The sequence below is a fragment of the Streptomyces sp. NPDC029292 genome (assembly GCF_055569295.1).
On record NZ_JBVHXR010000001.1, the window covers coordinates 125,588 to 146,505 of the forward strand.

Annotated in this window: 19 protein-coding genes and 2 pseudogenes; 14 read left to right on the forward strand and 7 right to left on the reverse strand. The window is 71.4% G+C overall.

Translation table 11 applies throughout. The annotated features are described in order from the left end of the window. Positions 1-98: 98 nt before the first annotated feature. The 6 genes from ACZ4WS_RS00655 (at position 99) to ACZ4WS_RS00680 (ending at position 7,777) form a co-directional block, all read left to right on the forward strand. Complete coding sequence (locus ACZ4WS_RS00655; protein ID WP_467975891.1) at positions 99-2,156, forward strand: bifunctional aldolase/short-chain dehydrogenase; 2,058 nt, start codon at positions 99-101, stop codon at positions 2,154-2,156. Positions 2,157-2,188: 32 nt separating this feature from the next. Further along, on the forward strand, positions 2,189-3,625 hold the full coding sequence (locus ACZ4WS_RS00660; protein WP_467977108.1) for a rhamnulokinase: 1,437 nt from the start codon (positions 2,189-2,191) through the stop codon (positions 3,623-3,625). A gap of 71 nt (positions 3,626-3,696) precedes the next feature. Further along, entirely contained in the window at positions 3,697-4,452 is a 756-nt protein-coding gene (locus ACZ4WS_RS00665) for a (Fe-S)-binding protein (protein WP_467975892.1), read from the forward strand. Positions 4,453-4,480: 28 nt separating this feature from the next. Beyond that, positions 4,481-5,956, forward strand: a complete 1,476-nt coding sequence (locus ACZ4WS_RS00670; RefSeq protein ID WP_467975894.1) for a LutB/LldF family L-lactate oxidation iron-sulfur protein — start codon at positions 4,481-4,483, stop codon at positions 5,954-5,956. After that, positions 5,953-6,600 (forward strand): LutC/YkgG family protein, encoded by a 648-nt coding sequence (locus tag ACZ4WS_RS00675; protein WP_467975896.1) that lies wholly within the window; start codon positions 5,953-5,955, stop codon positions 6,598-6,600. Before ACZ4WS_RS00670 ends, ACZ4WS_RS00675 begins: the two co-directional genes overlap by 4 nt. Before the next feature lie 22 nt (positions 6,601-6,622). Then, positions 6,623-7,777, forward strand: coding sequence for a betaine/proline/choline family ABC transporter ATP-binding protein (locus tag ACZ4WS_RS00680; protein ID WP_467975897.1), 1,155 nt, complete (start codon positions 6,623-6,625; stop codon positions 7,775-7,777). 94 nt (positions 7,778-7,871) lie between these two features. On the opposite strand, the pseudogene ACZ4WS_RS00685 reads toward ACZ4WS_RS00680, so the two are convergent. From ACZ4WS_RS00685 to ACZ4WS_RS00695, 3 genes and pseudogenes are all read right to left on the reverse strand, one after another. Beyond that, positions 7,872-8,819: pseudogene (locus ACZ4WS_RS00685) on the reverse strand (ABC transporter substrate-binding protein); the annotation flags it as partial. Next, positions 8,798-9,469: an ABC transporter permease gene (locus tag ACZ4WS_RS00690; RefSeq protein WP_467977110.1), complete on the reverse strand. Its 672-nt coding sequence runs from the start codon at positions 9,467-9,469 to the stop codon at positions 8,798-8,800. The gene ACZ4WS_RS00690 and the pseudogene ACZ4WS_RS00685, both read right to left, overlap by 22 nt. Next, positions 9,466-10,146 carry an ABC transporter permease gene (locus tag ACZ4WS_RS00695; protein WP_467975899.1) on the reverse strand — a complete coding sequence of 227 codons (681 nt, stop codon included), beginning with the start codon at positions 10,144-10,146 and terminating at the stop codon, positions 9,466-9,468. The genes ACZ4WS_RS00690 and ACZ4WS_RS00695 overlap by 4 nt, the downstream gene beginning before the upstream one ends. Positions 10,147-10,326: 180 nt before the next feature. Here ACZ4WS_RS00695 and ACZ4WS_RS00700 point away from each other — a divergent pair, with 180 nt between their 5' ends. The 3 genes from ACZ4WS_RS00700 to ACZ4WS_RS00710 all read left to right on the forward strand — a co-directional run bounded on the left by ACZ4WS_RS00700 (position 10,327) and on the right by ACZ4WS_RS00710 (position 12,971). After that, the gene (locus ACZ4WS_RS00700) at positions 10,327-11,115 is read left to right on the forward strand and encodes an ABC transporter ATP-binding protein (RefSeq protein WP_467975901.1); all 789 of its coding nucleotides are present in this window, start codon (positions 10,327-10,329) and stop codon (positions 11,113-11,115) included. Positions 11,116-11,118: 3 nt separating this feature from the next. Then, on the forward strand, positions 11,119-12,429 hold the full coding sequence (locus ACZ4WS_RS00705; protein ID WP_467975902.1) for an ABC transporter permease: 1,311 nt from the start codon (positions 11,119-11,121) through the stop codon (positions 12,427-12,429). 206 nt (positions 12,430-12,635) lie between these two features. Beyond that, positions 12,636-12,971, forward strand: a complete 336-nt coding sequence (locus ACZ4WS_RS00710) for an ANTAR domain-containing protein (RefSeq protein WP_467975904.1) — start codon at positions 12,636-12,638, stop codon at positions 12,969-12,971. A gap of 188 nt (positions 12,972-13,159) precedes the next feature. On the opposite strand, the gene ACZ4WS_RS00715 is transcribed toward ACZ4WS_RS00710, so the two are convergent. From ACZ4WS_RS00715 to ACZ4WS_RS00730, 4 genes are all read right to left on the reverse strand, one after another. After that, entirely contained in the window at positions 13,160-13,954 is a 795-nt protein-coding gene (locus ACZ4WS_RS00715) for an RNA polymerase sigma factor SigF (protein ID WP_467975906.1), read from the reverse strand. 302 nt (positions 13,955-14,256) lie between these two features. Continuing rightward, the gene (locus tag ACZ4WS_RS00720) at positions 14,257-14,823 is read right to left on the reverse strand and encodes a cysteine hydrolase family protein (protein WP_467975908.1); all 567 of its coding nucleotides are present in this window, start codon (positions 14,821-14,823) and stop codon (positions 14,257-14,259) included. 234 nt (positions 14,824-15,057) lie between these two features. Beyond that, complete coding sequence (locus ACZ4WS_RS00725; protein WP_467975910.1) at positions 15,058-15,855, reverse strand: alpha/beta fold hydrolase; 798 nt, start codon at positions 15,853-15,855, stop codon at positions 15,058-15,060. Next, positions 15,852-15,938 (reverse strand): hypothetical protein, encoded by an 87-nt coding sequence (locus ACZ4WS_RS00730; RefSeq protein ID WP_467977112.1) that lies wholly within the window; start codon positions 15,936-15,938, stop codon positions 15,852-15,854. Before ACZ4WS_RS00730 ends, ACZ4WS_RS00725 begins: the two co-directional genes overlap by 4 nt. A 19-nt stretch (positions 15,939-15,957) precedes the next feature. On the opposite strand from ACZ4WS_RS00730, the pseudogene ACZ4WS_RS00735 reads away from it, so the two are divergent. The 5 genes and pseudogenes from ACZ4WS_RS00735 to ACZ4WS_RS00755 form a co-directional block, all read left to right on the forward strand. Further along, a pseudogene (locus tag ACZ4WS_RS00735) lies at positions 15,958-16,266 on the forward strand (NAD(P)H-dependent oxidoreductase); the annotation flags it as partial. A 140-nt stretch (positions 16,267-16,406) separates the two neighbouring features. After that, positions 16,407-16,850, forward strand: a complete 444-nt coding sequence (locus ACZ4WS_RS00740; RefSeq protein ID WP_467975912.1) for a hypothetical protein — start codon at positions 16,407-16,409, stop codon at positions 16,848-16,850. 225 nt (positions 16,851-17,075) lie between these two features. Next, on the forward strand, positions 17,076-17,873 hold the full coding sequence (locus ACZ4WS_RS00745) for a hypothetical protein (RefSeq protein WP_467975914.1): 798 nt from the start codon (positions 17,076-17,078) through the stop codon (positions 17,871-17,873). 323 nt (positions 17,874-18,196) lie between these two features. After that, the gene (locus tag ACZ4WS_RS00750) at positions 18,197-18,607 is read left to right on the forward strand and encodes an MFS transporter (RefSeq protein ID WP_467975916.1); all 411 of its coding nucleotides are present in this window, start codon (positions 18,197-18,199) and stop codon (positions 18,605-18,607) included. Beyond that, a complete protein-coding gene (locus ACZ4WS_RS00755; RefSeq protein ID WP_467975918.1) occupies positions 18,604-20,829 on the forward strand; it encodes an FUSC family protein in 2,226 nt (741 codons plus the stop codon). Before ACZ4WS_RS00750 ends, ACZ4WS_RS00755 begins: the two co-directional genes overlap by 4 nt. Positions 20,830-20,918: the final 89 nt, after the last annotated feature.

The window sequence follows — 20,918 nt, forward strand, 5'->3', positions numbered from 1 at the left end:
AGTCGGGCTGATCGCGCAGTTCCCCGCGCCCCTGTCGGGGCGCACCCTCGGGTCCCCGTCTGAGCACACGTACGTAACTCTTCTTAAGGACTAGGAACATGGCACCCCATCCCGAAGCCGCCGCCCTGCTGGCCCGCTCTCACCGGCTCGGCGCCGATCCCCGCAACACCAACTACGCGGGCGGCAACGCGTCCGCCAAGGGCACCGACACGGACCCCGTGACCGGTGGTGACGTCGAGTTGATGTGGGTCAAGGGGTCGGGCGGGGACCTCGGCACGCTCAAGGAGTCGGGGCTGGCCGTGCTGCGGCTGGACCGGCTGCGGGCGCTCACCGAGGTCTACCCGGGCGTGGAGCGCGAGGACGAGATGGTCGCCGCGTTCGACTACTGCCTGCACGGCAAGGGGGGCCCCTCGGGAGGGGAAGGCACAGCCCCGTCGATCGACACCGCGATGCACGGACTGGTGGACGCGCCGCACGTCGACCACCTCCACCCCGACTCCGGTATCGCGCTGGCCTGCGCGGCCGACGGCGAGAAGCTGACGGCCGAGTGTTTCGGTGACCGTGTGGTGTGGGTGCCGTGGCGCCGGCCGGGTTTCCAGCTCGGTCTGGACATCGCGGCCGTCAAGGAAGCCAACCCGCAGGCGATCGGCTGTGTCCTCGGCGGCCACGGCATCACCGCGTGGGGCGCCACCGCCGAGGAGTGCGAGCGCAACTCGCTGCACATCATCCGCACCGCCGAGGCATTCCTCGCCGAGCACGGGAAGGCGGAGCCGTTCGGGCCCGTCGTTGAGGGGTACGGGGCCCTGTCCGAGGCGGACCGGCGCGAGCGGGCCGCGGCGCTGGCGCCGTCCATCCGGGCCATCGCCTCCCAGGACCGCCCGCAGGTGGGCCACTTCACCGACTCCGACGTCGTCCTGGACTTCCTCGCCCGCGCCGAGCACCCGCGTCTCGCGGCGCTCGGCACCTCCTGCCCGGACCACTTCCTGCGGACGAAGGTCAGGCCGCTCGTCCTCGATCTGCCGCCGACCGCCGACCTGGACACAGCCATCGCCCGGCTCAAGGAGCTGCACGGCGAGTACCGCGAGGAGTACGCCGCCTACTACCAGCGGCACGCCCTGCCCGACTCCCCCGCGATGCGCGGCGCGGACCCGGCCATCGTGCTGGTCCCCGGTGTCGGCATGTTCTCCTTCGGCAAGGACAAGCAGACCGCGCGCGTGGCCGGCGAGTTCTACGTCAACGCGATCAATGTCATGCACGGCGCCGAGGCCGTCTCCACGTACGCGCCGATCGAGGAGTCGGAGAAGTTCCGCATCGAGTACTGGGCCCTTGAGGAGGCCAAGCTCCAGCGGATGCCGAAGCCCAAGCCGCTCGCGACGCGCGTCGCGCTGGTGACGGGGGCGGGCAGCGGCATCGGCAAGGCGATCGCCCAGCGGCTGGCCGCCGAAGGCGCGTGTGTCGTGGTCGCGGACCTGAACGCGGAGGGAGCCGCGACGGTGGCCGAGGGACTGGGCGGTCCCGACAAGGCCGTCGCCGTCACCGTCGACGTGACCTCCGAGGAGCAGATCGCCGAGGCCTTCAAGGCGGCGGTGCTCGCCTTCGGCGGAGTCGACCTGGTGGTGAACAACGCGGGCATCTCCATCTCCAAGCCCCTGCTGGAGACTTCGGTCCGCGACTGGGACCTCCAGCACGACATCATGGCCCGCGGCTCCTTCCTCGTCTCCCGCGAGGCGGCCCGCGTGATGACCCGGCAGGGCCTGGGCGGCGACATCGTCTACATCGCGTCGAAGAACGCGGTCTTCGCCGGTCCCAACAACATCGCGTACTCGGCCACCAAGGCCGACCAGGCCCATCAAGTACGGCTGCTGGCCGCTGAGTTGGGTGAGCACGGGATCAGGGTCAACGGGGTCAACCCCGACGGCGTCGTGCGCGGCTCCGGAATCTTCGCGGCGGGCTGGGGTGCGCAGCGCGCGGCGACCTACGGCATCGAGGAGGAGAAGCTCGGCGAGTTCTACGCCCAGCGGACCATCCTCAAGCGCGAGGTGCTGCCGGAGCATGTCGCGAACGCGGTGTTCGCCCTGACGGGTGGGGACCTGACGCACACCACCGGCCTGCACATCCCGGTCGACGCCGGCGTCGCAGCCGCGTTCCTCCGATGACGCAGGTGACGGCCGTGAAGCCGGTGAGGGCTGTGAAGTCGTACGCGGCGGTCGACCTCGGCGCGTCCAGCGGGCGCGTCATGGTCGGCCGCGTGGGGCCGGACTCGCTGGACGTCACCGAGGCGCACCGCTTCCCGAACCGGCCGGTCCGGATCCCCGAGGGGCTGCGCTGGGACATCCTGGCGCTGTACGCGGGCGTCCTCGACGGCCTGCGCGCGGCGGGGCAGGTCGACTCGGTCGGCATCGACAGCTGGGCCGTGGACTACGGGCTGCTGGACGCGGACGGGGCGCTGCTCGGCAACCCGGTGCACTACCGCGACGCCCGTACGGAGGGTGTCGCCGAGAAGGTGTGGGCCACCGTGCCGCCCGCCGATCTGTATGCGGCGACCGGGCTCCAGTACGCGCCCTTCAACACGCTGTACCAGGTGACGGCGGCCCGATCATCCGCTCAACTCGTCTCCGCCGAGCGTCTGTTGCTCATCCCCGACCTGCTGACGTACTGGCTCACCGGTGAGGCGGGCACCGAGCTCACCAACGCCTCGACCACCCAGCTGATCGATCCCCGGACGCGCGACTGGTCGTACGACCTCGCGGCGCGTCTCGGCATCGACCTCAAGCTGTTCGCGCCGTTGCGTCGCCCGGGAGACCCCGCGGGGCTGCTGCGGCCGCACGTGCTGGAGGAGACCGGACTGACCGGCCCGGTCCCGGTGACCACGGTCGGTTCGCACGACACCGCCTCGGCGGTGGCAGCCGTCCCCGCCACCGGGGAGCGCTTCGCGTACATCTGCACCGGCACCTGGTCCCTCGCGGGCCTGGAGCTGGACGCGCCCGTGCTCACCGAGGCGAGCCGGGCGGCCAACTTCACCAATGAGCTGGGCCTCGACGGCACGGTCCGCTATCTGCGGAACATCATGGGGTTGTGGCTGCTCCAGGAATGCGTACGGGAATGGGGGCAGCCCGACCTGGGGGAGCTCCTGTCGGCCGCTGCCGAGGTGACACCGCTGCGGTCCGTCGTCGACGCGAGCGACGCGGCGTTCCTGGCGCCGGGCCGGATGCCGTCCCGGATCGCCGACGCCTGCCGGGAGTCGGGGCAGCCGGTGCCCGAGTCACCGGCCGAGGTCACGCGCTGCGTCCTCGACTCGCTCGCCCTCGCTCATCGCCGGGCGGTCGTCGAGGCCCAGTCCCTCGCCGACCACCCGGTCGACGTCGTGCACATCGTCGGCGGCGGCACCCGCAACGCCCTGCTGTGCCAACTGACCGCCGACGCCTGCGGCCTGCCTGTGGTGGCGGGCCCGGCGGAGGCGGCAGCGCTGGGCAACGTCCTCGTTCAGGCCCGGGCACACGGGCTGGTCGGCGACCGCATGTCGATGCGGCGGCTCCTCGCCCGTACGCAGCCGTTGCAGCGGTACGAGCCCCGGGGCGACGCGACGGCCTGGCGCGCCGCCGAGGACCGGCTCACCCGTCCGTGAGCGGGGGCTCCCGTGGCGCGCGCCCGCCGCGTACTCTGCACTCATCCGATGATCGATCCCAAGGAGCTGCGATGCGTGTCGCCCTGTTCCTGACCTGTGTCAACGACACGCTGTATCCGGACACCGGCCGCGCAGTGGTGAAACTGCTGACCAGGCTGGGTGTTGACGTCGACTTCCCGATGGGGCAGACGTGCTGCGGGCAGGCGCACTACAACACCGGTTACCGTCATGAGGCCGAGCCGCTTGCCCGGCATTTCTCCGATGTATTCGGGGAGTACGAGGCGATCGTGACGCCGTCCGGATCATGCGGGGCGATGGTGCGGGAGCTGTATCCGCGGATGGGAGCGCGGGCGCGCGCCGAGGGGCGGGGCGACACCCTGGCCAAGACGCTGGCGCCGGTCGTGCCGAAGACGTACGAGCTCACCGAGTTCCTCGTCGATGTACTCGGCGTGACGGACGTCGGCGCGTACTACCCGCACACGGTCACCTACCACCCCACCTGTCACGGCCTGCGCAGCCTGGGCCTCGGCGACCGGCCGCGCCGACTGCTCCAGGCCGTCAAGGGACTTGAGCTGCGCGAGCTGCCCGGCGCGGACGAGTGCTGCGGCTTCGGCGGCACCTTCGCCGTCAAGAACCCCGATGTCTCCGCGGCGATGGGCGCCGACAAGGTGCGCAGCGCCGAGTCGACGGGCGCCGATGTGCTGTGCGCCGCCGACAACTCCTGTCTGATGCACATCGGCGGCACGATGGCCCGGCTCAACACGGGCATGCGCCCCGTCCACATCGCGGAGATCCTGGCGAGCACGGAAGAGGAGCCGCTGGCATGAACGGAAGCACAGTGCGGGAGCCGAGCGCATGAGCGGGACCTTCGTCGGCATGCCGGCCTTCCCGAAGGCCGCGCACGAAGCCGTACACAACGCGACCCTGCGCGGCAATCTGCGCCACGCCACCCACACGATCCGCGCCAAGCGTGCCCACGCGGTCGCGGAAGTGTCCGACTGGGCGGCGCTGCGCGAGGCGGGCAAGCAGATCAAGGACCACACGCTCCGCCATCTCGACGACTATCTGGTGCAGTTGGAGGAGTCGGTCACGGCGGCCGGCGGCACCGTGCACTGGGCCGCCGACGCCGAGGAGGCCAACCGGATCGTCGCGGAGCTGGTCAAGGTGACCGGCGAGAGTGAGGTCGTCAAGGTCAAGTCGATGGCCACTCAGGAGATCGGCCTCAACGAAGCCCTCGAAGCGGAGGGCATCCACGCCTACGAGACCGATCTCGCCGAACTCATCGTGCAGTTGGGCAAGGACCGCCCCTCGCACATCCTCGTCCCGGCCATCCACCGCAACCGCGGCGAGATCCGCGACATCTTCGCGCGCGAGATGAGCGAGTGGGGCCGCCCGGCCCCCGAGGGCCTGACCGACACGCCCGCCGAACTGGCCGAGGCCGCCCGGCTGCACCTGCGGGAGAAGTTCCTGCGCGCCAAGGTCGGCATCTCCGGCGCCAACTTCATGGTCGCCGAGACCGGCACGCTGGTGGTCGTGGAGTCGGAGGGCAACGGCCGGATGTGCCTGACGCTCCCCGAGACCCTGATCTCGGTCGTCGGCATCGAGAAGATCGTGCCGACCTGGCAGGACCTGGAGGTCTTCCTCCAGACACTCCCCCGCTCCTCGACCGCCGAGCGCATGAACCCGTACACCTCGATGTGGACCGGCACCACCGACGAGGACGGGCCCCAGACCTTCCACCTGGTCCTCCTCGACAACGGCCGCACCGACACGCTCGCCGACGAGGTCGGCCGTCAGGCCCTTCGCTGCATCCGCTGCTCGGCGTGTCTCAACGTCTGCCCGGTGTACGAGCGGGCGGGCGGCCACGCGTACGGCTCGGTCTATCCGGGCCCGATCGGCGCCATCCTCAGCCCCCAACTCCGGGGCACCGCGAGCGAGATCGACGCCTCCCTCCCGTACGCCTCCTCGCTGTGCGGCGCCTGCTACGACGTCTGCCCGGTCGCGATCGACATCCCCGAAGTGCTCGTACATCTGCGCGAGCGGGTGGCCGAGGGCGGCCGGGCGACGCGGGACGGCAACACGGTCGTCCTCAAGCCCGCCAAGGGACATGCCGCCGAGCGGGCGGCGATGCGTGCGGCGCGCTGGGCGTTCAGCCACCCCGGCGCACTGCGCACCGGCCAGCGGCTCGCATCGCGGACGCGCCGCTTCCATCCGCGGACGCTGCCGGGTCCCGGCAAGGCGTGGAGCGAGAGCCGTGATCTGCCGCCGGTGCCCGCGGAGCCGTTCCGCGACTGGTGGCAGCGTACGCAGGGCGGAAAGGACACGAAGTGAGCAGCAGGGATGTGGTCCTCGGCCGGGTGCGGCGCGCGATCGCGGACGTACGACAGGACGACACGCCGTACGAGCAGGCCGTTGAGCGGAGTTATCTGCGCGAGCACGGCGAACGGAGTGTCGAGGAGACGGTGGATCTGCTCGCCGAGAACCTGGCGGACTATCGGGCGGTCGTGCACCGCTGCGACGTCGATGAGCTGGCGGCGACCGTCGCCGGGCTGCTCGCCGAGCGGGGCTCGGCGTCGGTGGTCGTACCGGCCGGTCTGGACGAGGCATGGCTGGCGGCGACCGACGCGAGGCGTGTCCCGGACCGGCTCGACAACACGCCGCACGAGCTGGACGCGGTCGACAGTGTGGTCACCGCATGCGCCGTGGCGATCGCCGAGACCGGCACCATCGTCCTCGACGGCTCCCCCGACCAGGGCCGTCGCCGGATCACGCTCGTTCCCGACCACCACATCTGCGTCGTACGCGTCCCGGACCAGGTCGTCTCCTCCGTGCCCCAGGCGCTGGTTCGGCTCGATCCGACCCGCCCGTTGACCTGGATCTCCGGCCCGTCCGCGACCAGCGACATCGAACTCGACCGGGTCGAGGGTGTGCACGGTCCGCGCACCCTGGAGGTGGTGCTGGTGAGCGGGGAGTGACCTGCGCGGTTAGCGTGAGGAAATGATCCGGTTCGAGCAGGTCACCAAGCGCTACCCGGACGGCACGACCGCCGTGGACGGCCTCTCCTTCGAGGTCGCCGAGGGCGAACTCGTCACGCTCGTCGGACCGTCGGGGTGTGGCAAGACGACGACCATGATGATGGTGAACCGGCTGATCGAGCCGACGTCGGGCCGGATCTTCGTGAACGGCGAGGACATCGCCACCGTCGATCCGGTGCGGCTGCGGCGGCGGATCGGTTACGTCATCCAGCAGGTCGGGCTGTTCCCGCACCGCACGATTCTCGACAACACGGCGACCGTGCCCTCGCTGGTCGGCTGGAAGAAGGCGAAGGCGCGGGAGCGCGCCGCCGAGCTGCTCGCTCTGGTGGGCCTGGACCCGAAGACCTACGGATCGCGCTATCCGGACCAGCTGTCGGGCGGCCAGCGCCAGCGGGTCGGCGTGGCGCGGGCGCTGGCCGCCGACCCGCCCGTGTTGCTGATGGACGAGCCGTTCGGGGCCGTCGACCCGGTGGTGCGGGAGCAGCTCCAGGACGAGTTCCTGCGGATGCAGCAGGCCGTACGCAAGACGGTGCTGCTGGTCACCCACGACATCGAGGAGGCGGTCCGGCTCGGCGACCGGATCGCGGTGTACGGGCAGGGGCGCATCGAGCAGTACGACACGCCGGGGGCGGTCCTCGGCACGCCGGCCACGCCGTACGTCGCCGAGTTCGTGGGGGCCGACCGCGGACTGAAGCGGCTGTCGGTCACCTCGATCGAGGTCGACGACCTGGAGCAGCCGCCGATCGCCCGCCTCGACGAGCCCGCGGCGCAGGCCGTCACCCGGCTGCACGCGGAGGGCGCCCGCTGGGCCGTCGTGCTCGACGCCGAGGGCGATCTGCACGGCTGGGTCGGCGTCGACGAACTCGGGGCGGGGGGTTTTGTTCGCGACCTCGCCCACCGCATGAACTCCTGGGTTCCGGTGGGCGCCCCTTTGAAGCAGGCCTTCGGTGTGATGCTCCAGCACGACGCGGGCTGGGTCGCCGTGCTGGACGGGGCGCGCTTCCTCGGCGTACTGACCCCCGCGAAGCTGCACGAGGCGCTGCGGCGGTCGGTGGACGCGGACGCCCTGGGTGTGTCGCGGGGGCAGGTGGAGTTCGATTCGGTGGCGGATGCCTGACGCCCGCTTGGTTCCCTTCGGGCCCCACGTTGTCCATCAGCCCTTCGGGCCGCGGATGACCGGTCCGGTCACCGACGTCACGTGGCGGTCCGTGCAGCAGGCCCTTCTCCTTCAGATAGGCGCGCGCCACGTCCTGCGGCAGTCGTCGCCAGCTGTCCACCTGCTGGTTCATGGACGCCAAGTCGGCTGTGGTGAGTACGTCGTTGAGCTTGCCGAGGGCCTTGGTGACACCCTCGCTGCCCGCGCGGGAGCGGTTGACGACGGGCACGATGTAGTCGGCGTTCTGCAGGTGCTTGTCGTCGGCGAGCAGGACGAGTCCGAAGGCCTCCAGGGTCGCGTCCGTCGTCGTGGTCAGCACCATCTGGTCCTGGCCGCTCTGCACGGCCCGCTTCGCCTGTGTGGTGCCGACACCCTTCGGGTCGACGCCGGTGATGTCGATGCCGTACGTCTGCTTCAACCCTGGCTCGCAGTAAGGCCGTTGCACGCACTCGTCGCCGGCCGCGAGCCGCACCCTCAGGCCGGACTTTCCGAGGTCGCTGAGCGTCTTGAGGTGGTACCGGCGGGCGTATGCCCCGGTCACGGCGAAGGCGTTCTGGTCGACGGCCCTGCCGGGGTCGAGGACGGTGAGACCGCGGGGTGTGGCCAGCTTGCGCAGGGCGGTCATCGTGGCGTCGAGGTCGGGCGAGCCCGCGGGTGGTGCGTCGGCGCCGCTGGTCTTCGCGTTCAGCCAGTCGGCGAAGGTGGCCGCGTATTCCGGGACGACGTCGATCTGGCCCGATTCCAGGGCGGGTTCGTACAGTTCGCGGTTGGCGACGGTGAGCATCGACGTGTGGTAGCCGGCCTGGTTCAGCAGTAGCGCGTACATCTGGGCCAGCAGGTCGCTCTCGGTGAATCCGGCCGAGCCGATGGTGAGGTGTTTGCTGTCGCCGGGCGGCGCGGTGACCGCGCCACGGTTCTCCAGGGACGGTCCGGTGCTACAGCCGCTCAACAGGACCAGGCCCACCAGTGCGATGCGCCGTCTCACCGCGCGCCCCGCGCCCAGTGCGGCGCCAGCCGCTCGGCGACCTCGAAGATCCCCTCGACGATCAGGGCGAACACGGCGACGAGGAGGGCACCGGCGACGACCTGGGCCGTACTCGCCAGATTGAAGCCCGCCGTGATGATCCGGCCGAGCCCGCCGCCGCCCGCGAGCGCGGCGATGGTGGCGGTCGCGACGAGCTGGACGGCCGCGATCCGCACCCCGTTCAGGACCATCGGGAGCGCGAGGGGCAGTTCCACACCCAACAACATCTGCCGCCCGGTCATCCCCATCCCGCGCGCCGCCCGCACCACGCTGCGGTCGACCTCTCGCATCCCCACGTACGCGTTGGTGAGCAGCGGCGGCACGGCGAACAGGACCAGCGCGACGACCGTCGGGCCCTCGCCCCACTTCCCGAGCGGCGTGAGGAGCAGCAGCACCAGCACGGCGAAGGTCGGTACGGCCCGGCCGACGTTGGAGATGTTGACGGCGAGCGCGCCGCCCCTGCCGAGGTGACCGAGGACCAGGGCGACGGGCAGCGCGATCAGACAGCTGATGACCAGACAGACGACGGTCAGGACGAGATGCTGGGCGAGCCGGTGCCAGACGCCGTCGGCGCCGGACCAGTGCGCCGGGTCGGTGAGCCAGTCCCAGGCGTCGGCGAGGGTGTTCATCCGCGGGCTGCCCTCGCCCACGGGGTGATCACCCATTGCACGCCGAGCAGCAGGAGATCGGCCGCGATCGCGATGACCACGCAGAGCACCGACGCGGTCAGGACCTGTGCCTTGAAGTACGTGTTCATGCCGGAGTAGATGAGGTTGCCGAGCCCGCCGAAGCCGACGATCGCGCCCACCGTCACCAGGGACACCGCGGAGACGGTGGCGATCCGCAGCCCGGCCATGGCGGCGGGCAGAGCGAGCGGCAACTCGACGGTGAGCAGCATTCGGACGGGCCCGTACCCCATGCCGCGAGCGGCCTGCCGGGTCTCCTCGGGGACGGCGCGCAAGCCGGCGAGGATGTTCCGTACGAGCAGCGTCAGCGAGTAGAGGACGAGTCCCGAGACCACCAGGGCGGCCGACAGCCCGTACACGGGCAGGAGCAGCGAGAACATCGCCAGCGACGGGATCGTGTAGAGGATCGTGGTCACCCCGAGGACGGGTCCCGCGGCCCAGCCCCAGCGGCGCGCCAGGACGGCCAGCGGCACGGCGATGACCAGCCCGATCAGGACGGAGACCGCCGTCAGCTGGAGGTGCTGGACCACCGCGTCGAGAAGAATCTGGCGGCGGGTGGTCAGGTACTGCCGGCAGATCCAGTCGTTGCGCGCGAGGCAGTCGTCCGGGGGCGCGGTCACCCGTCCATTGCACCGGGAGTGTGCGCAGGTCGGCGCGTTCTGATGACCCGTACGGGCGGTGAGCACAGGGGCACGGTGTCGCTGAGTACACCCCGGAATACGGGTTCTGCGCCCCATGTGGCCCGACCCGGCTCTCCGTAGCGTCGTCGGCGAGGCACAGGGCGTGCCGGACGGAGAGTGATGACGATGTTTCGCCCAGCGCGACGTACGAACGACTCGGGACCCGCCCTTGAGGCCCTGCGGCTGGTCAAGGTCAGCAAGACCTACGGGGCCGAGGAGAATGCCGTGACCGCTCTGGACGGGGTGTCCCTCAGTCTGGCGCGCGGCACCTTCACCGCGGTCATGGGGCCCTCGGGGTCCGGCAAGTCCACGTTGCTCCAGTGCGCGGCGGGCCTTGACCGGCCCGACAGCGGCATCGTGATGGTGGACGGCGCGGAGATGACGAGCGGCGGCGAGGCCGAGCTGACGAAGTTCCGGCGCAGCCGGATCGGCTTCGTCTTCCAGCAGTACAACCTGCTGCCGACGCTGACCGTCGCCCAGAACACGGTCCTGCCGCTCAAGCTCGCCCGGCAGCGTGTGGACCGTGCGCGGGCACGGGAGATCCTCACGGTGGTCGGGCTCGGCGACCGGCTCGGCCACCTGCCCGACCAGCTCTCGGGAGGGCAGCGGCAGCGCGTGGCGATCGCCCGGGCGCTGGTCACCGAGCCGCGGGTGATCTTCGCGGACGAACCGACCGGCGCGCTCGACACACGCAGTGCGCGGGATGTGCTGCGGCTGCTCCAGGAGGCGGTACGGGTGCACGGCAGGACCGTGGTCATGGTGACGCACGATCCGGTCGCCGCCTCGTACGCCGACTCCGTCGTGTTCCTCGCGGACGGACGGCTGGCCGGCCGGATGGACGCGCCGACCGTCGACGCGGTGGCCGAGCGTCTGGCGCACCTGGGCGACGACGCGCCGATGGGAGTGTGAGCCATGTTCGCACTGGCCTTGCGTTCCATCCGGCAGCGCCCCGGGCGCTTCACCGCGACGCTGCTGTCCGCGTTCCTGGGCGCGGCGATCATCATGACGTTCAACTCGATGCACGACACGGCGGGGCGGCCGGGCGTCGACTCCGTGAGCGCGGAGTCGCTGTCCACCGCGGCGAGCGTCGTCGGCGGCTACGGCACCCTGCTGGTGTTCTTCGCCGTCGCCTCGACGCTGACGGTGAATGTCCGTCAACGGAGCGCCGAGATCGAGCTGTTGCGGTGCTCGGGGGCGACGCCGGCGCAGATCAAGCGGATGGTCGTCGGGGAGTCGGTGGCGGTCGCCCTGGTGGGCGCGGTGCTGGCGATCGGTCCGGCGATGCTCGGCGGGCGGGCGCTGCTGAACGTCTTCCAGGACAGCGGTCAGGTCGACCGGTCCGTGGACTACTCCTTCGGTCCCATCGCCCTGATGGCGGGGGTCGGCATCACGGTCCTCGCGGCGGCGGGCGCGGCGTTCCTCGCGGTGCGGCGGGCGACTCGGACGCGTCAACCCCGGGGCGGCGCACGGAAGTTCTTCACGTACGCGGCCCTGGCCGTCGGCGTCGCGGCCGCCTGCTCGACGTTCGCCTTCTCCGCCGAGGACGCCGCTCTGATGGCGCCGCCCGCGTACGGGGCGATCCTGCTGTCGGTGGGGTGCGCGCTCCTGGCGCCGAGGCTGCTGAAAGGCCTGCTCGACCGGCTCCCCCTGACGGGCCCGAGCGGCTATCTGGCCGTACGGAACATGCGTCGGCGCGCCGACGAACTCTCAGGTGTCCTGATGTCGCTGATCCTCTTCACCTGCATGGCGACGGCGACGCTCTCCATGCAAGCCGTCGAGAACGACGCGATCGACGCCTCGGGTGTACCGAAGTCCATCGATGCCAAGAATCTGGAGACCCTCAACCTGGTGGTCGTCGGCATCATCGTGGTCTTCTCCTGCATCATGCTGATCAACTCCCTGTACGCGGCGACCACTTACCGCAGCCGGGAGTTCGGCCAGCAGCGCCTGGCGGGCGCGACGCCGGGCCAGGTGCTCGGCATGGTCGGCGTCGAGGGAGTGATCCTGACGGTGACCGGCGTCTTCTTCGGCACCGTGGCCGGGCTCGCCGGGATCCTCCCCTTCACCCTGGTCCGCACGGGCGGGACATGGCCGGACCAGGGCCTGGGCATCTGGCTCACCATCGTCGCGACCGCGACGGCGGTGACACTGGGCACCAGCCTGCTCACGGCCCGGCGCGCCCTGCGGACGCCCGCGGTGGCGGCGGTGACTCTGGCCGCGTGAGGCCGTGCGAGCCCCAGGGAAGGGGGAGGCGCTCGACGAGCGGCTGCCCCTTCGCCGCGCCCCGCCCCTCGACTGTGCCGCCCCTCCGCCGTGCTGATCCTCCGCCGCTGTTGTCACCTCGCCCGCGCTGGCACGCGCCCCGCCGAGTGGCGACGATGTACTTGGACGAAGCACTCGCAGGATCTAGCGCGATCCCGGAGGGGACGATGACCGCAGACGCCGGTTCGGAAGGCGACGAGCCGCGTGGCACCGCCGAACTGCAAGAAGAAATAGCGCAGTTGAAGGAGGCCGTCACCTCGCACGCCGTCGTGGACCAGGCGATCGGCATGATGGTCGCTCTCGGCCGGGTGACACCTGATCAAGGGTGGAACGTTCTCCGGGAAGTCTCCCAGCACACGAACATCAAACTCCGCAACATCGCGGAGATGATCATCACCTGGGGGCAGCAGGGAGATCTGCCGCCCGATGTGCACGCGATTCTTGAGGACACCCTCGACAAATACGGCCCCACGCAGATCCCGGACCCGCCATCGACGCCATGAGGCTCGGGAAGTGATGGACCCGCGCGGCCTCGAACGTGTTTGGTTCGAGGCCGCCCCGGTAGTCAGAGAGGAGGCGGCAAACTGGCCAACCGTTCCCGGGAGGGTTCGGCAGTGAGCTCGCCCGCGGCCGCCCGGAGCGAGGAAACCCGCCCGGGCGGCCGCGTACCTGCCCCTCACCGCTCCAGGAGTTACGCCGCATCGGCGAGCACCTGTTCACGCAGCGTGGCGCAGCAATGGCTGATCAGACGGGACACGTGCATCTGCGAGATGCCGAGCTGTTGCGCGATGCAGCTCTGGGTCATGCCGCGGAAGAACCGCAGGTAGAGGATGGTCCTCTCGCGCTCGGGCAGCGTGCTCAGCGCCGGCTTCACGGCCTCGCGGTCGATGACCAGATCGAAGCCCGCATCGGGCTCGCCCAGGGCGTCCCCCAGGGCGTATCCGTCCTCACTGCCCGGCAGCTCCGCGTCCAGCGACAGGGCTACGAAGCTGTCCAGCGCCTCCAGGGCGGTGCGCACGTCGTCCTCGCTCAGGTGCGCGTACGCGGCGATCTCGGCGACGGTGGGCCGAGCGCCCGGGATCGTCTGCGACAGCTCCTTCATGGCGACGCGCACCCGGTTGCGCAGGTCCTGGACTCGGCGCGGCACATGCAGGATCCACATGTGGTCGCGGAAGTGACGCTTGATCTCGCCGGTGATGGTCGGGATCGCGTAGCTCTCGAACGCGTTGCCCAGGGCCGGGTCGTACCGGTCGACCGCCTTGACCAGGCCAAGGGCCGCGACCTGCCTCAGATCCTCGAGGGACTCGCCCCTGCCCCGGTAGCGGCCGGCGATTCGTTCCGCCATGGGCAGCCAGGAGCGGACGATCTCGTCACGCAGCGCCTGCCGCTCGGGGCCGTCAGGCAGACCGGACAGCCGGGCGAAGGCAGCCGCGGTGTCCGGGGCATCGTCGTGCGGATGTTGCTTCATGCCGGCCGTGACACGCATGGCGCTCACCACTCCCACAACGGGTGCTGAGGTGGACAGTCACCATGGGAGGGCACGCACGCGGACCGACAGGAGACACCCGCGGTCTGGCGTACCAGCTCCCACGGACGTGCCTCCTGTCCGAAGCACTAGAAATCAAATTCCCCGCATCGGGCCACCAAAACAGATCCGCCGATAATATGACGCCCGGCAATCACTCAATCCTGGAGTGTGACCGGCCTCCGTATGCATTCGCACGGGAGGCGTGAAATGGCACCCGTCATTCGCGCCACTCATGCGGCGGTCATGGCCGGTGGGGCGGCTCAGCCCGCGTCGCCCGGCGCGAAGGTCACGTCCGCCGCGTCGACGGTTCCGCCGCGGCGCCCGGGTGCGCTCTCCCCCTGCCAGTAGAGATTGGTGTGCGCGATCACCTGGTCCGGGGGCGGAGCACCGTAGGCACTGAGGTCCTCCGTGGTGTGCGCGTCGCCAACCAGCGTCACGTCGTACCCGCGAACGAAGCCTCCGTGGAGGGTCGAGCGGACGCACGCGTCGGTCTGGGCGCCCGTGACGACGATCCGGCCCACCCCGCGCTCGGCGAGCAGCGCTTCCAGCTCGGTGTCCTCGAACGAGTCGCCGTACATCTTGTGGACGAGAGGCTCCGCATCGCGGCGGACCAGCTCCGGCACGTACTGCCAGCTCTCGCTGTCCGGCTTGAGATGGTCGCCGGAGTGCTGCACCCAGACCACGGTGACGTCCTCCGCGCGGGCCTTGTCGACGAGGCTGTTGATGTTCGCGATCACGCCGTCGCGGCCATGGGCGCCTTCCATCACCCCGTTCTGGACGTCGATGACGAGCAATGCGGTGTTCGGCCGATCGGGCAGGGTCGTCATGGGAACCTCCTGTTTCTCGTCGCGGATCCTGTGTCGGCCCAGAGTAGGGCGCGCCACTGACACTGGAGGGTGCCGAATATGGCTCACTCGCCGGCGATTTCGATGCCCGTTCTTCTGCACCATCGCATCGAGGCATGAGCGATGTCCGCGCAGGCCCAAGCACAGGCAACACCGCTCAGCTCAAGTCTCAGGAGGACGGACGTTTCCCGTTGGAAGGCCCGTGACGCACAGCCGTCAGAGCGCGCCGGTGGTCTGTCCGGCCCAGTCCCGCAGGAGCCGGATCGTGCGGTCCAGCCGCTCCTCGTGCAGGTAGTGGCCGGTGCGGGGCCAGTGCTCGACACGTGAGCCGGGCACGTTCCGGACGCCGCGCTCCCACACCGCGGCCTCCTGCGACGTCCACACTGTGAGTGCCGGCTGCGCGCGTCGGCGCAGGTACGCCTCGCTGAGCGGGCGAATGCCGACCGCGCCCGGGTCGGTGTACATCCCCGCGTACGCCTGGGCGATCACATGGTCGGGGGTGCCGAGCAGGGTGCGAATGTGCGCGGTGCGCAGTCCGGGCGGAGCGGCCGGGGAGAACGCCCCGGCGACGAACGACGCCGCCGCGCGAGCGCCGTTCTCGCGGTAGTCGGCGAGCCGTGCGGGGATCCCGTCGACCTCCGCGCCGTGGGCGCCGTGGGCGGGATCGAGGGCGACGACCGACCGTACGGCGTGCGGATGGTGTACGGCGAGCAGGTTGACGACCTGGCCGCCCATCGAATGCCCGACGGCGACCACCGGCCCGGTACCGAGGGCGTCGATCAGCGCGGCGAGGTCCTCGGCCATCTCCGCCGGAGTGTTGCCGTCCCCCGGTACCTCGGAGCGGCCGTGCCCACGCAGGTCGGGCACGACGACACGGAACCGCTCGGCCAGCGCCTCGGCATGCGGCGACCACTCCCGTCCGTCACCGCCCCAGCCGTGCACCAGGAGCAGGGCGGGGGCATCGGCCGGACCGAGGCTTGTGCAGAACAGACGGATGCGGCCGAGGTCTCTCACTGGTGGCACTCCCGGTAGGTGGCGTACGCGAAATCGGCGTGCGCGCCGGACCCGTCGAGGTCCTGCACCCACAGCCCCAGCATGGCGCCGGTGCAGCCGAGGACGCGCAAGGCCGTGCTGGCCGCGGCGACCGGCGGGACGGCACGGCACTCGCTCGCCCTGGAGCACGCGCTGCGTCCGCTCTTCGCCTACCTGCGCGCGGTCGTCGTACCCACCGCGGTGTACGCGGCCTCCGAGGACTGGGGCGGCAGCGGCGACCCGCTGACCGACACGCTGCCCCAGCGGATCGTGCGCGCGGCCGGCGAACTGGCCGGGCTGATGCGCCAACGCGCGGGGGTTGCCGCCCGAGCGACCGACGGCACCGCCGTCGTACCGTTCGAACAGCAGCTGGACGCACTGCGACCCGCGTGAAGCCGCCGTCTGGATGACCCAAGGCCGTTCATGGCATTCGCTTCAGTCGTGTCACTTGCGGACGGGGACCATCCCGACGCGCGCTACCCTACGGGGGTATTGTGGCTGCAGGTGCGGGACAGAGCAGGAGGGACCGGGGAATGATGGACAGCAAGCAGCGCGGGCGGGGCTTGGCCCGGCTGCTGGCGCTGTGCGCGGTCCTGCTCGGCCTGTTCCTCATGCACGGCGCCCCGGCGAGTGCCGCCGACGGCTGCCACGGTGCGGTGCCCACAACGGCCACGGCGCATCACGGCCGCAACGCCGCCGCGATGACGACCGCGGCCACTGCGGCGATGGTCCATCCCGCCGACCCGCAGATCCAGGCCACAGACGGAGCGGCGATGGGGCACGGCGCGCAGTGCGTCTCGACGCCCGCACGCGACCGTCTGCCCCTGCCGGCGGCGGGGCTCGTGGCCCTCGCCGTCGCCGCACTGACCGCACTGTCATGGGCCGACCGCCCATGGAGCCTGGCCCGCACCGGGCGCCGGGGGCCACCGGCAGGCGGAAGAGGTCTGCTGCTCCAGGTGTGTATCGCGCGTACGTGACAGGGCCCGTGCCGGAACCCGGTCGTCGACCGGGTAGCGGCCCCGCCTCCTGCTCACTCGCGCGCCATCGGTGTGGCGTGCCCACCGGAAAGACACTGTTCGATGTTCGCTTCTTCTCGTTCTACCGGGCGCCGTCGCGCCCTCGCCGCAGCCGGTACGGCAGCCGCTCTCGCCCTGACGCTTGCCGCCTGCGGCTCTTCGGGCGACTCATCCTCCATGCCGGGCATGGAGCATGGCGCCAAGTCGTCCGCCTCCTCCTCGGCGAGTACGTCGCCGTCGATGAGTGACATGCCCGGGATGGAGAACACGGCGGCCGGCAACGGCCTGGCCGACACCAAGGGCGGCTACCACCTGACCTCTCAGGACACGACGCTCCCCGCGGGCAAGCAGGCCGCCTACCGCTTCACGATCACGGGTCAGGACAGCAAGCCGGTCACCGGCTTCGCACTCGACCAGACCAAGCGGATGCACTTCTACGCCATCCGTTCGGATCTGACCGGCTTCCAGCACATCCACCCGACGATGGCCGCCGACGGCACCTGGACGGCGGACCTCGCCGCCCTCGCACCGGGCTCCTGGCGCATGTTCGCCTCCTTCACCCCCGGCAGCGGCAGCGGCAAGGACTTCGTTCTCAGCCGCACCGTGACCGTCCCCGGCCAGAGCGCGAAGACGCCGCTCCCCACGGCCGCCGCCAACGCCGAGGTCGACGGGTACACCGTCACTGTCCAGGGCGAACTCATGGCCGGGATGGCACACCCGCTGAAGGTGCGCATCACCAAGGACGGCAAGCCCGTCACCGACCTGCAGCCCTACCTGGACACCTACGCCCACCTCACCGCATTCCACGAAGGCGACCAGGCGTTCGCCCATCTCCACCCGGAGACGAAGGCCAACGGCGATCACGGCGGACCGGACCTCTCCTTCCACGCCGAACTGCCCGCCTCTGGCAACTGGCGCCTGTTCCTGCAGTTCCAGACCGACGGAAAGCTGCACACCGCCGCGCTGACCCTGCGCGTCGGCTGACCACCCGCGCGGGGCGCCGTCCCCATGGCGGCGCCCCGTGCGCGCCCCCGGCTCGCGGCTCCCGGCTCCGGATGCGTCACTCGGGCCACGGGCAAGATCGGGACCGCCGGAGGGACCATGCGCTTCGGACCACGGTGATCCTCATGCCCTGGTCGCAGCTGCCGCGGAAGGCGTTCGGGTCGCCAGCGAGCCGAAGACAGCCCGCCGCGGTCCGGGGTGGCCGGGCTGCGGTGCGTACGGGGTCGACCGACAATGGGGTGGCGGGGCGCGTGTCCGGCCCGCCCACGACGCCTCGGCGGCGTCGGCCCGAGAGGAACGTGCTCATGCGCGCTGAGTCTTCGCCGGCCGCGCGGACGGGGGCCTTCATCGCGGTCGCCCTGGCCCTGTTCTGCATCCAGCTCGACTTCTTCGCGCTGAACCTGGCCGTCCCGGGGATCGCCGAGGAGTTCGGTGTCGCCGCCTCGGCCGCCCAGTGGAAGCTGTCCGCGTACCTGCTCGCCATCGGCTGCTGTTTCATCGTGGGCGGCAGAGTGGGCGACGTCTTCGGGCGCAGGGGCTCCCTGCTTGCCGGGACGGCGCTGTTCGCGGCCGGGTCGCGGATCTTCCGCAACATCCCCTATGTCCTGGTGACGGGCACGGGCTCCGTCACCAACATGGGCTACGCCGTCACCGTCTTCGTCTCGCTGGTCCCGCCGCTCGGCTCGCGCGCCCTTCCCGGCGGGGGCCCGCCGTGAAGGGCGGGGCCGAGCGAGCCGAGATCCTGCACCGGTCGGTGCGGGTGACACTGGCGGCGTCCGCGGGGTTCTACCCCTTCCTGTACGGGCTCGGCGAGCCGGTGCTGGCGCTGTACGCGCTGTTCGCGCCCATCGCTCTCGGGCTGCTGTCCTCGATCCCGGGGTCCGGGCGGCAACGGGCCGCGGTGATGCTGAAGGCGCTGCCGGTGGGCCTGGTGCTGGTGGCACTGGGGACCGTGCTGGCGGTGCAGACCTGGGCGGCGGTGCTCGGGATGCTCGTCGTCGGATTCCTCCTGGCCTTCGCGGCCATCGCCGGGCCGCGGCCGGCCGGGGCGGCGCCGGGACTCCAGCTCTTCTACATCCTGGCCTGCTTCCCGCCCTACGAACCGCAGACCCTGGGGGCGCGGCTGGCCGGGCTCACCGTGGGCGTGGTGGTACTGGCGCTGTGCGAGCTGTTCCTCCTGCCGCAGCCTGCGGGCGAGACGTACCGATGGAGCCTCGCGAAGGCCGTGGCGACCGCGGGCGACACCCTCGCCGGCCGCACCAGCCCCTCGCCCGAGGTCCTGCGCGCCGCGGGCGCGCGGCTGCGGCTGTCCAAGATCCCGCCCGCGGAACGCCCCGCAGGCCCGGGCCGTGCGATGCGCGGCCTTTCCCAGGCGGGTTCGGGGGCCCGCCGGCTGCTCGAACAGCTGGCCCATCAGACCGAGACGGGACAACTGCGCGACCTCCTGCGGGACGGCCGGGCCGACATACGGGACGGCTGCCGGGCGGACGAAAGGGGTGGCGCCCGTACCGACGCGGCATCCCAGTGGCTGCTGCCACAGGTGACGTCGCTATGCGACGACACTGCCGCGGCCCTGCGGGCGGGCCAAGCCGCCACGGGCCCGCAGGGCATGGACGAGGCGATCGGCGCCTTCCAGGAAATGCGCGTGCGGCAGGTGGCGGAGCCGGCAGGCGAGGTGCCGGCGTTGGTGACAGTGCTGCGTCGGCAGGCTGCGCTGCTGGCCGTCGCCGAGTCGGTGCGCATCCTGGAAATCTCCGTACGGGTCGGCCTCGATGGGCGGCGCACCCCGCCGATCGAGCCACGGGAGCTGTTCTGGTACGCGGGGGCGACCACGTCCCGGCTGTGGCTGCGCCGGATCGTCGGCAACATGACGCTCCGCTCGGTGCAGTTCCACAACGCCGTCCGGATCGCACTGGCCCTCGGCGCGGCACGGCTGGTCGCCGGTTCGCTCGACCTGACCCACGGGTTCTGGGTGCTGTTGGCGGTACTGACGCTGAGCAGGACCACCGTCGGGGCGACTTGGGCGGCCATTCGCGAGGCAGTGGCCGGCAATCTCGTGGGCGCCGTCGCGGCGGGCGCCCTGCTCATCGGCGTCGGACAGCACACCGACGCCTACGCCGCGATCCTCGCACCGGGCATGCTGCTTGCCTTCGCGCTCGGGCCGCTGCTCGGCATCGCCTGGGCGCAGGGGCTGTTCACGCTCGTGGTGGCCACCGCGTTCGCCCAGATCGCCCCGGCCACCTGGCGGCTGGCCGAGGCGAGGATCGTGGACGTGGTGACCGGCAGCGCCATCGGTCTGCTGTGCGCGATGCTCGCCTGGCCGGCCGGTGCCCGCCGGGAGGTGCGCAGGACCATGGCGGGGCTGCTGCGCGAGTGCGGGCCGCTGATCAAGGGCACCGCCGAGGTGCTGACGGCCGTGCCACCGGCCTCCGTGCCTCCCCCGCCGACGGTCCCCGCCCTGCACCGGCTGCGCCTGGCCGAGTCCGCCTACGACCAGTTCCGCAGTGAACCGGCCGCCGGCGCCTCCGTCAGCGCCGACTGGCACGGCGTGCTCATCGCGGCCCGCCAGGTCCTGCTCGGTGCCCAGTGGCTGCCCCGCTTCGACATGCCCGCGCGTGCCCTGCCTCCGGGCGCCGCGGAACGGGCCCGGGCCGGTGCCCGGGCGGCGGCCGGGGCCACCGATCGGCTGGCCGCCCTGTGCGCCGGGGAACGGCCGCCGCCGGACGGAACGCGGCCAGAACCCGCGCGGCCGCCCACACCGCCGCTGCCGGCGCTGGTCGACTTCGAGGTGTGGCTGGCGAGCCTGACCGCCCAGCTCTCCCGCATCGAGGCCGGCCTGCCCGGCGCGGGCGGCCGCGCGGCGGCCGAGGCGACGGGCGGGGCGACGGGCGGCGGCACCGCCCGCTCCGTGACCGGTCCCGGCGGGCACGGAAGCTAGGGCGCGCGCCGTGTCCCGAGGAAGCCTTCGTGCCGGGCCGCGGCCCCCGTCCCCGCGCCGGGGGTGGGCGTGGTGGCTGCCGCTGATCG

What these genes read in the sequence shown, in the direction of transcription:
- ACZ4WS_RS00655 (WP_467975891.1), top strand. Translation starts at nt 99, where the DNA reads ATGGCACCCCATCCCGAAGCCGCCGCCCTGCTGGCCCGCTCTCACCGG.
- ACZ4WS_RS00665 (WP_467975892.1), top strand. Translation starts at nt 3,697, where the DNA reads ATGCGTGTCGCCCTGTTCCTGACCTGTGTCAACGACACGCTGTATCCG.
- ACZ4WS_RS00670 (WP_467975894.1), top strand. Translation starts at nt 4,481, where the DNA reads ATGAGCGGGACCTTCGTCGGCATGCCGGCCTTCCCGAAGGCCGCGCAC.
- ACZ4WS_RS00680 (WP_467975897.1), top strand. Translation starts at nt 6,623, where the DNA reads ATGATCCGGTTCGAGCAGGTCACCAAGCGCTACCCGGACGGCACGACC.
- ACZ4WS_RS00690 (WP_467977110.1), bottom strand. Translation starts at nt 9,469, where the DNA reads ATGAACACCCTCGCCGACGCCTGGGACTGGCTCACCGACCCGGCGCAC.
- ACZ4WS_RS00700 (WP_467975901.1), top strand. Translation starts at nt 10,327, where the DNA reads ATGACGATGTTTCGCCCAGCGCGACGTACGAACGACTCGGGACCCGCC.
- ACZ4WS_RS00705 (WP_467975902.1), top strand. Translation starts at nt 11,119, where the DNA reads ATGTTCGCACTGGCCTTGCGTTCCATCCGGCAGCGCCCCGGGCGCTTC.
- ACZ4WS_RS00710 (WP_467975904.1), top strand. Translation starts at nt 12,636, where the DNA reads ATGACCGCAGACGCCGGTTCGGAAGGCGACGAGCCGCGTGGCACCGCC.
- ACZ4WS_RS00715 (WP_467975906.1), bottom strand. Translation starts at nt 13,954, where the DNA reads ATGCGTGTCACGGCCGGCATGAAGCAACATCCGCACGACGATGCCCCG.
- ACZ4WS_RS00720 (WP_467975908.1), bottom strand. Translation starts at nt 14,823, where the DNA reads ATGACGACCCTGCCCGATCGGCCGAACACCGCATTGCTCGTCATCGAC.
- ACZ4WS_RS00730 (WP_467977112.1), bottom strand. Translation starts at nt 15,938, where the DNA reads ATGCTGGGGCTGTGGGTGCAGGACCTCGACGGGTCCGGCGCGCACGCC.
- ACZ4WS_RS00740 (WP_467975912.1), top strand. Translation starts at nt 16,407, where the DNA reads ATGATGGACAGCAAGCAGCGCGGGCGGGGCTTGGCCCGGCTGCTGGCG.
- ACZ4WS_RS00745 (WP_467975914.1), top strand. Translation starts at nt 17,076, where the DNA reads ATGGAGCATGGCGCCAAGTCGTCCGCCTCCTCCTCGGCGAGTACGTCG.
- ACZ4WS_RS00750 (WP_467975916.1), top strand. Translation starts at nt 18,197, where the DNA reads ATGCGCGCTGAGTCTTCGCCGGCCGCGCGGACGGGGGCCTTCATCGCG.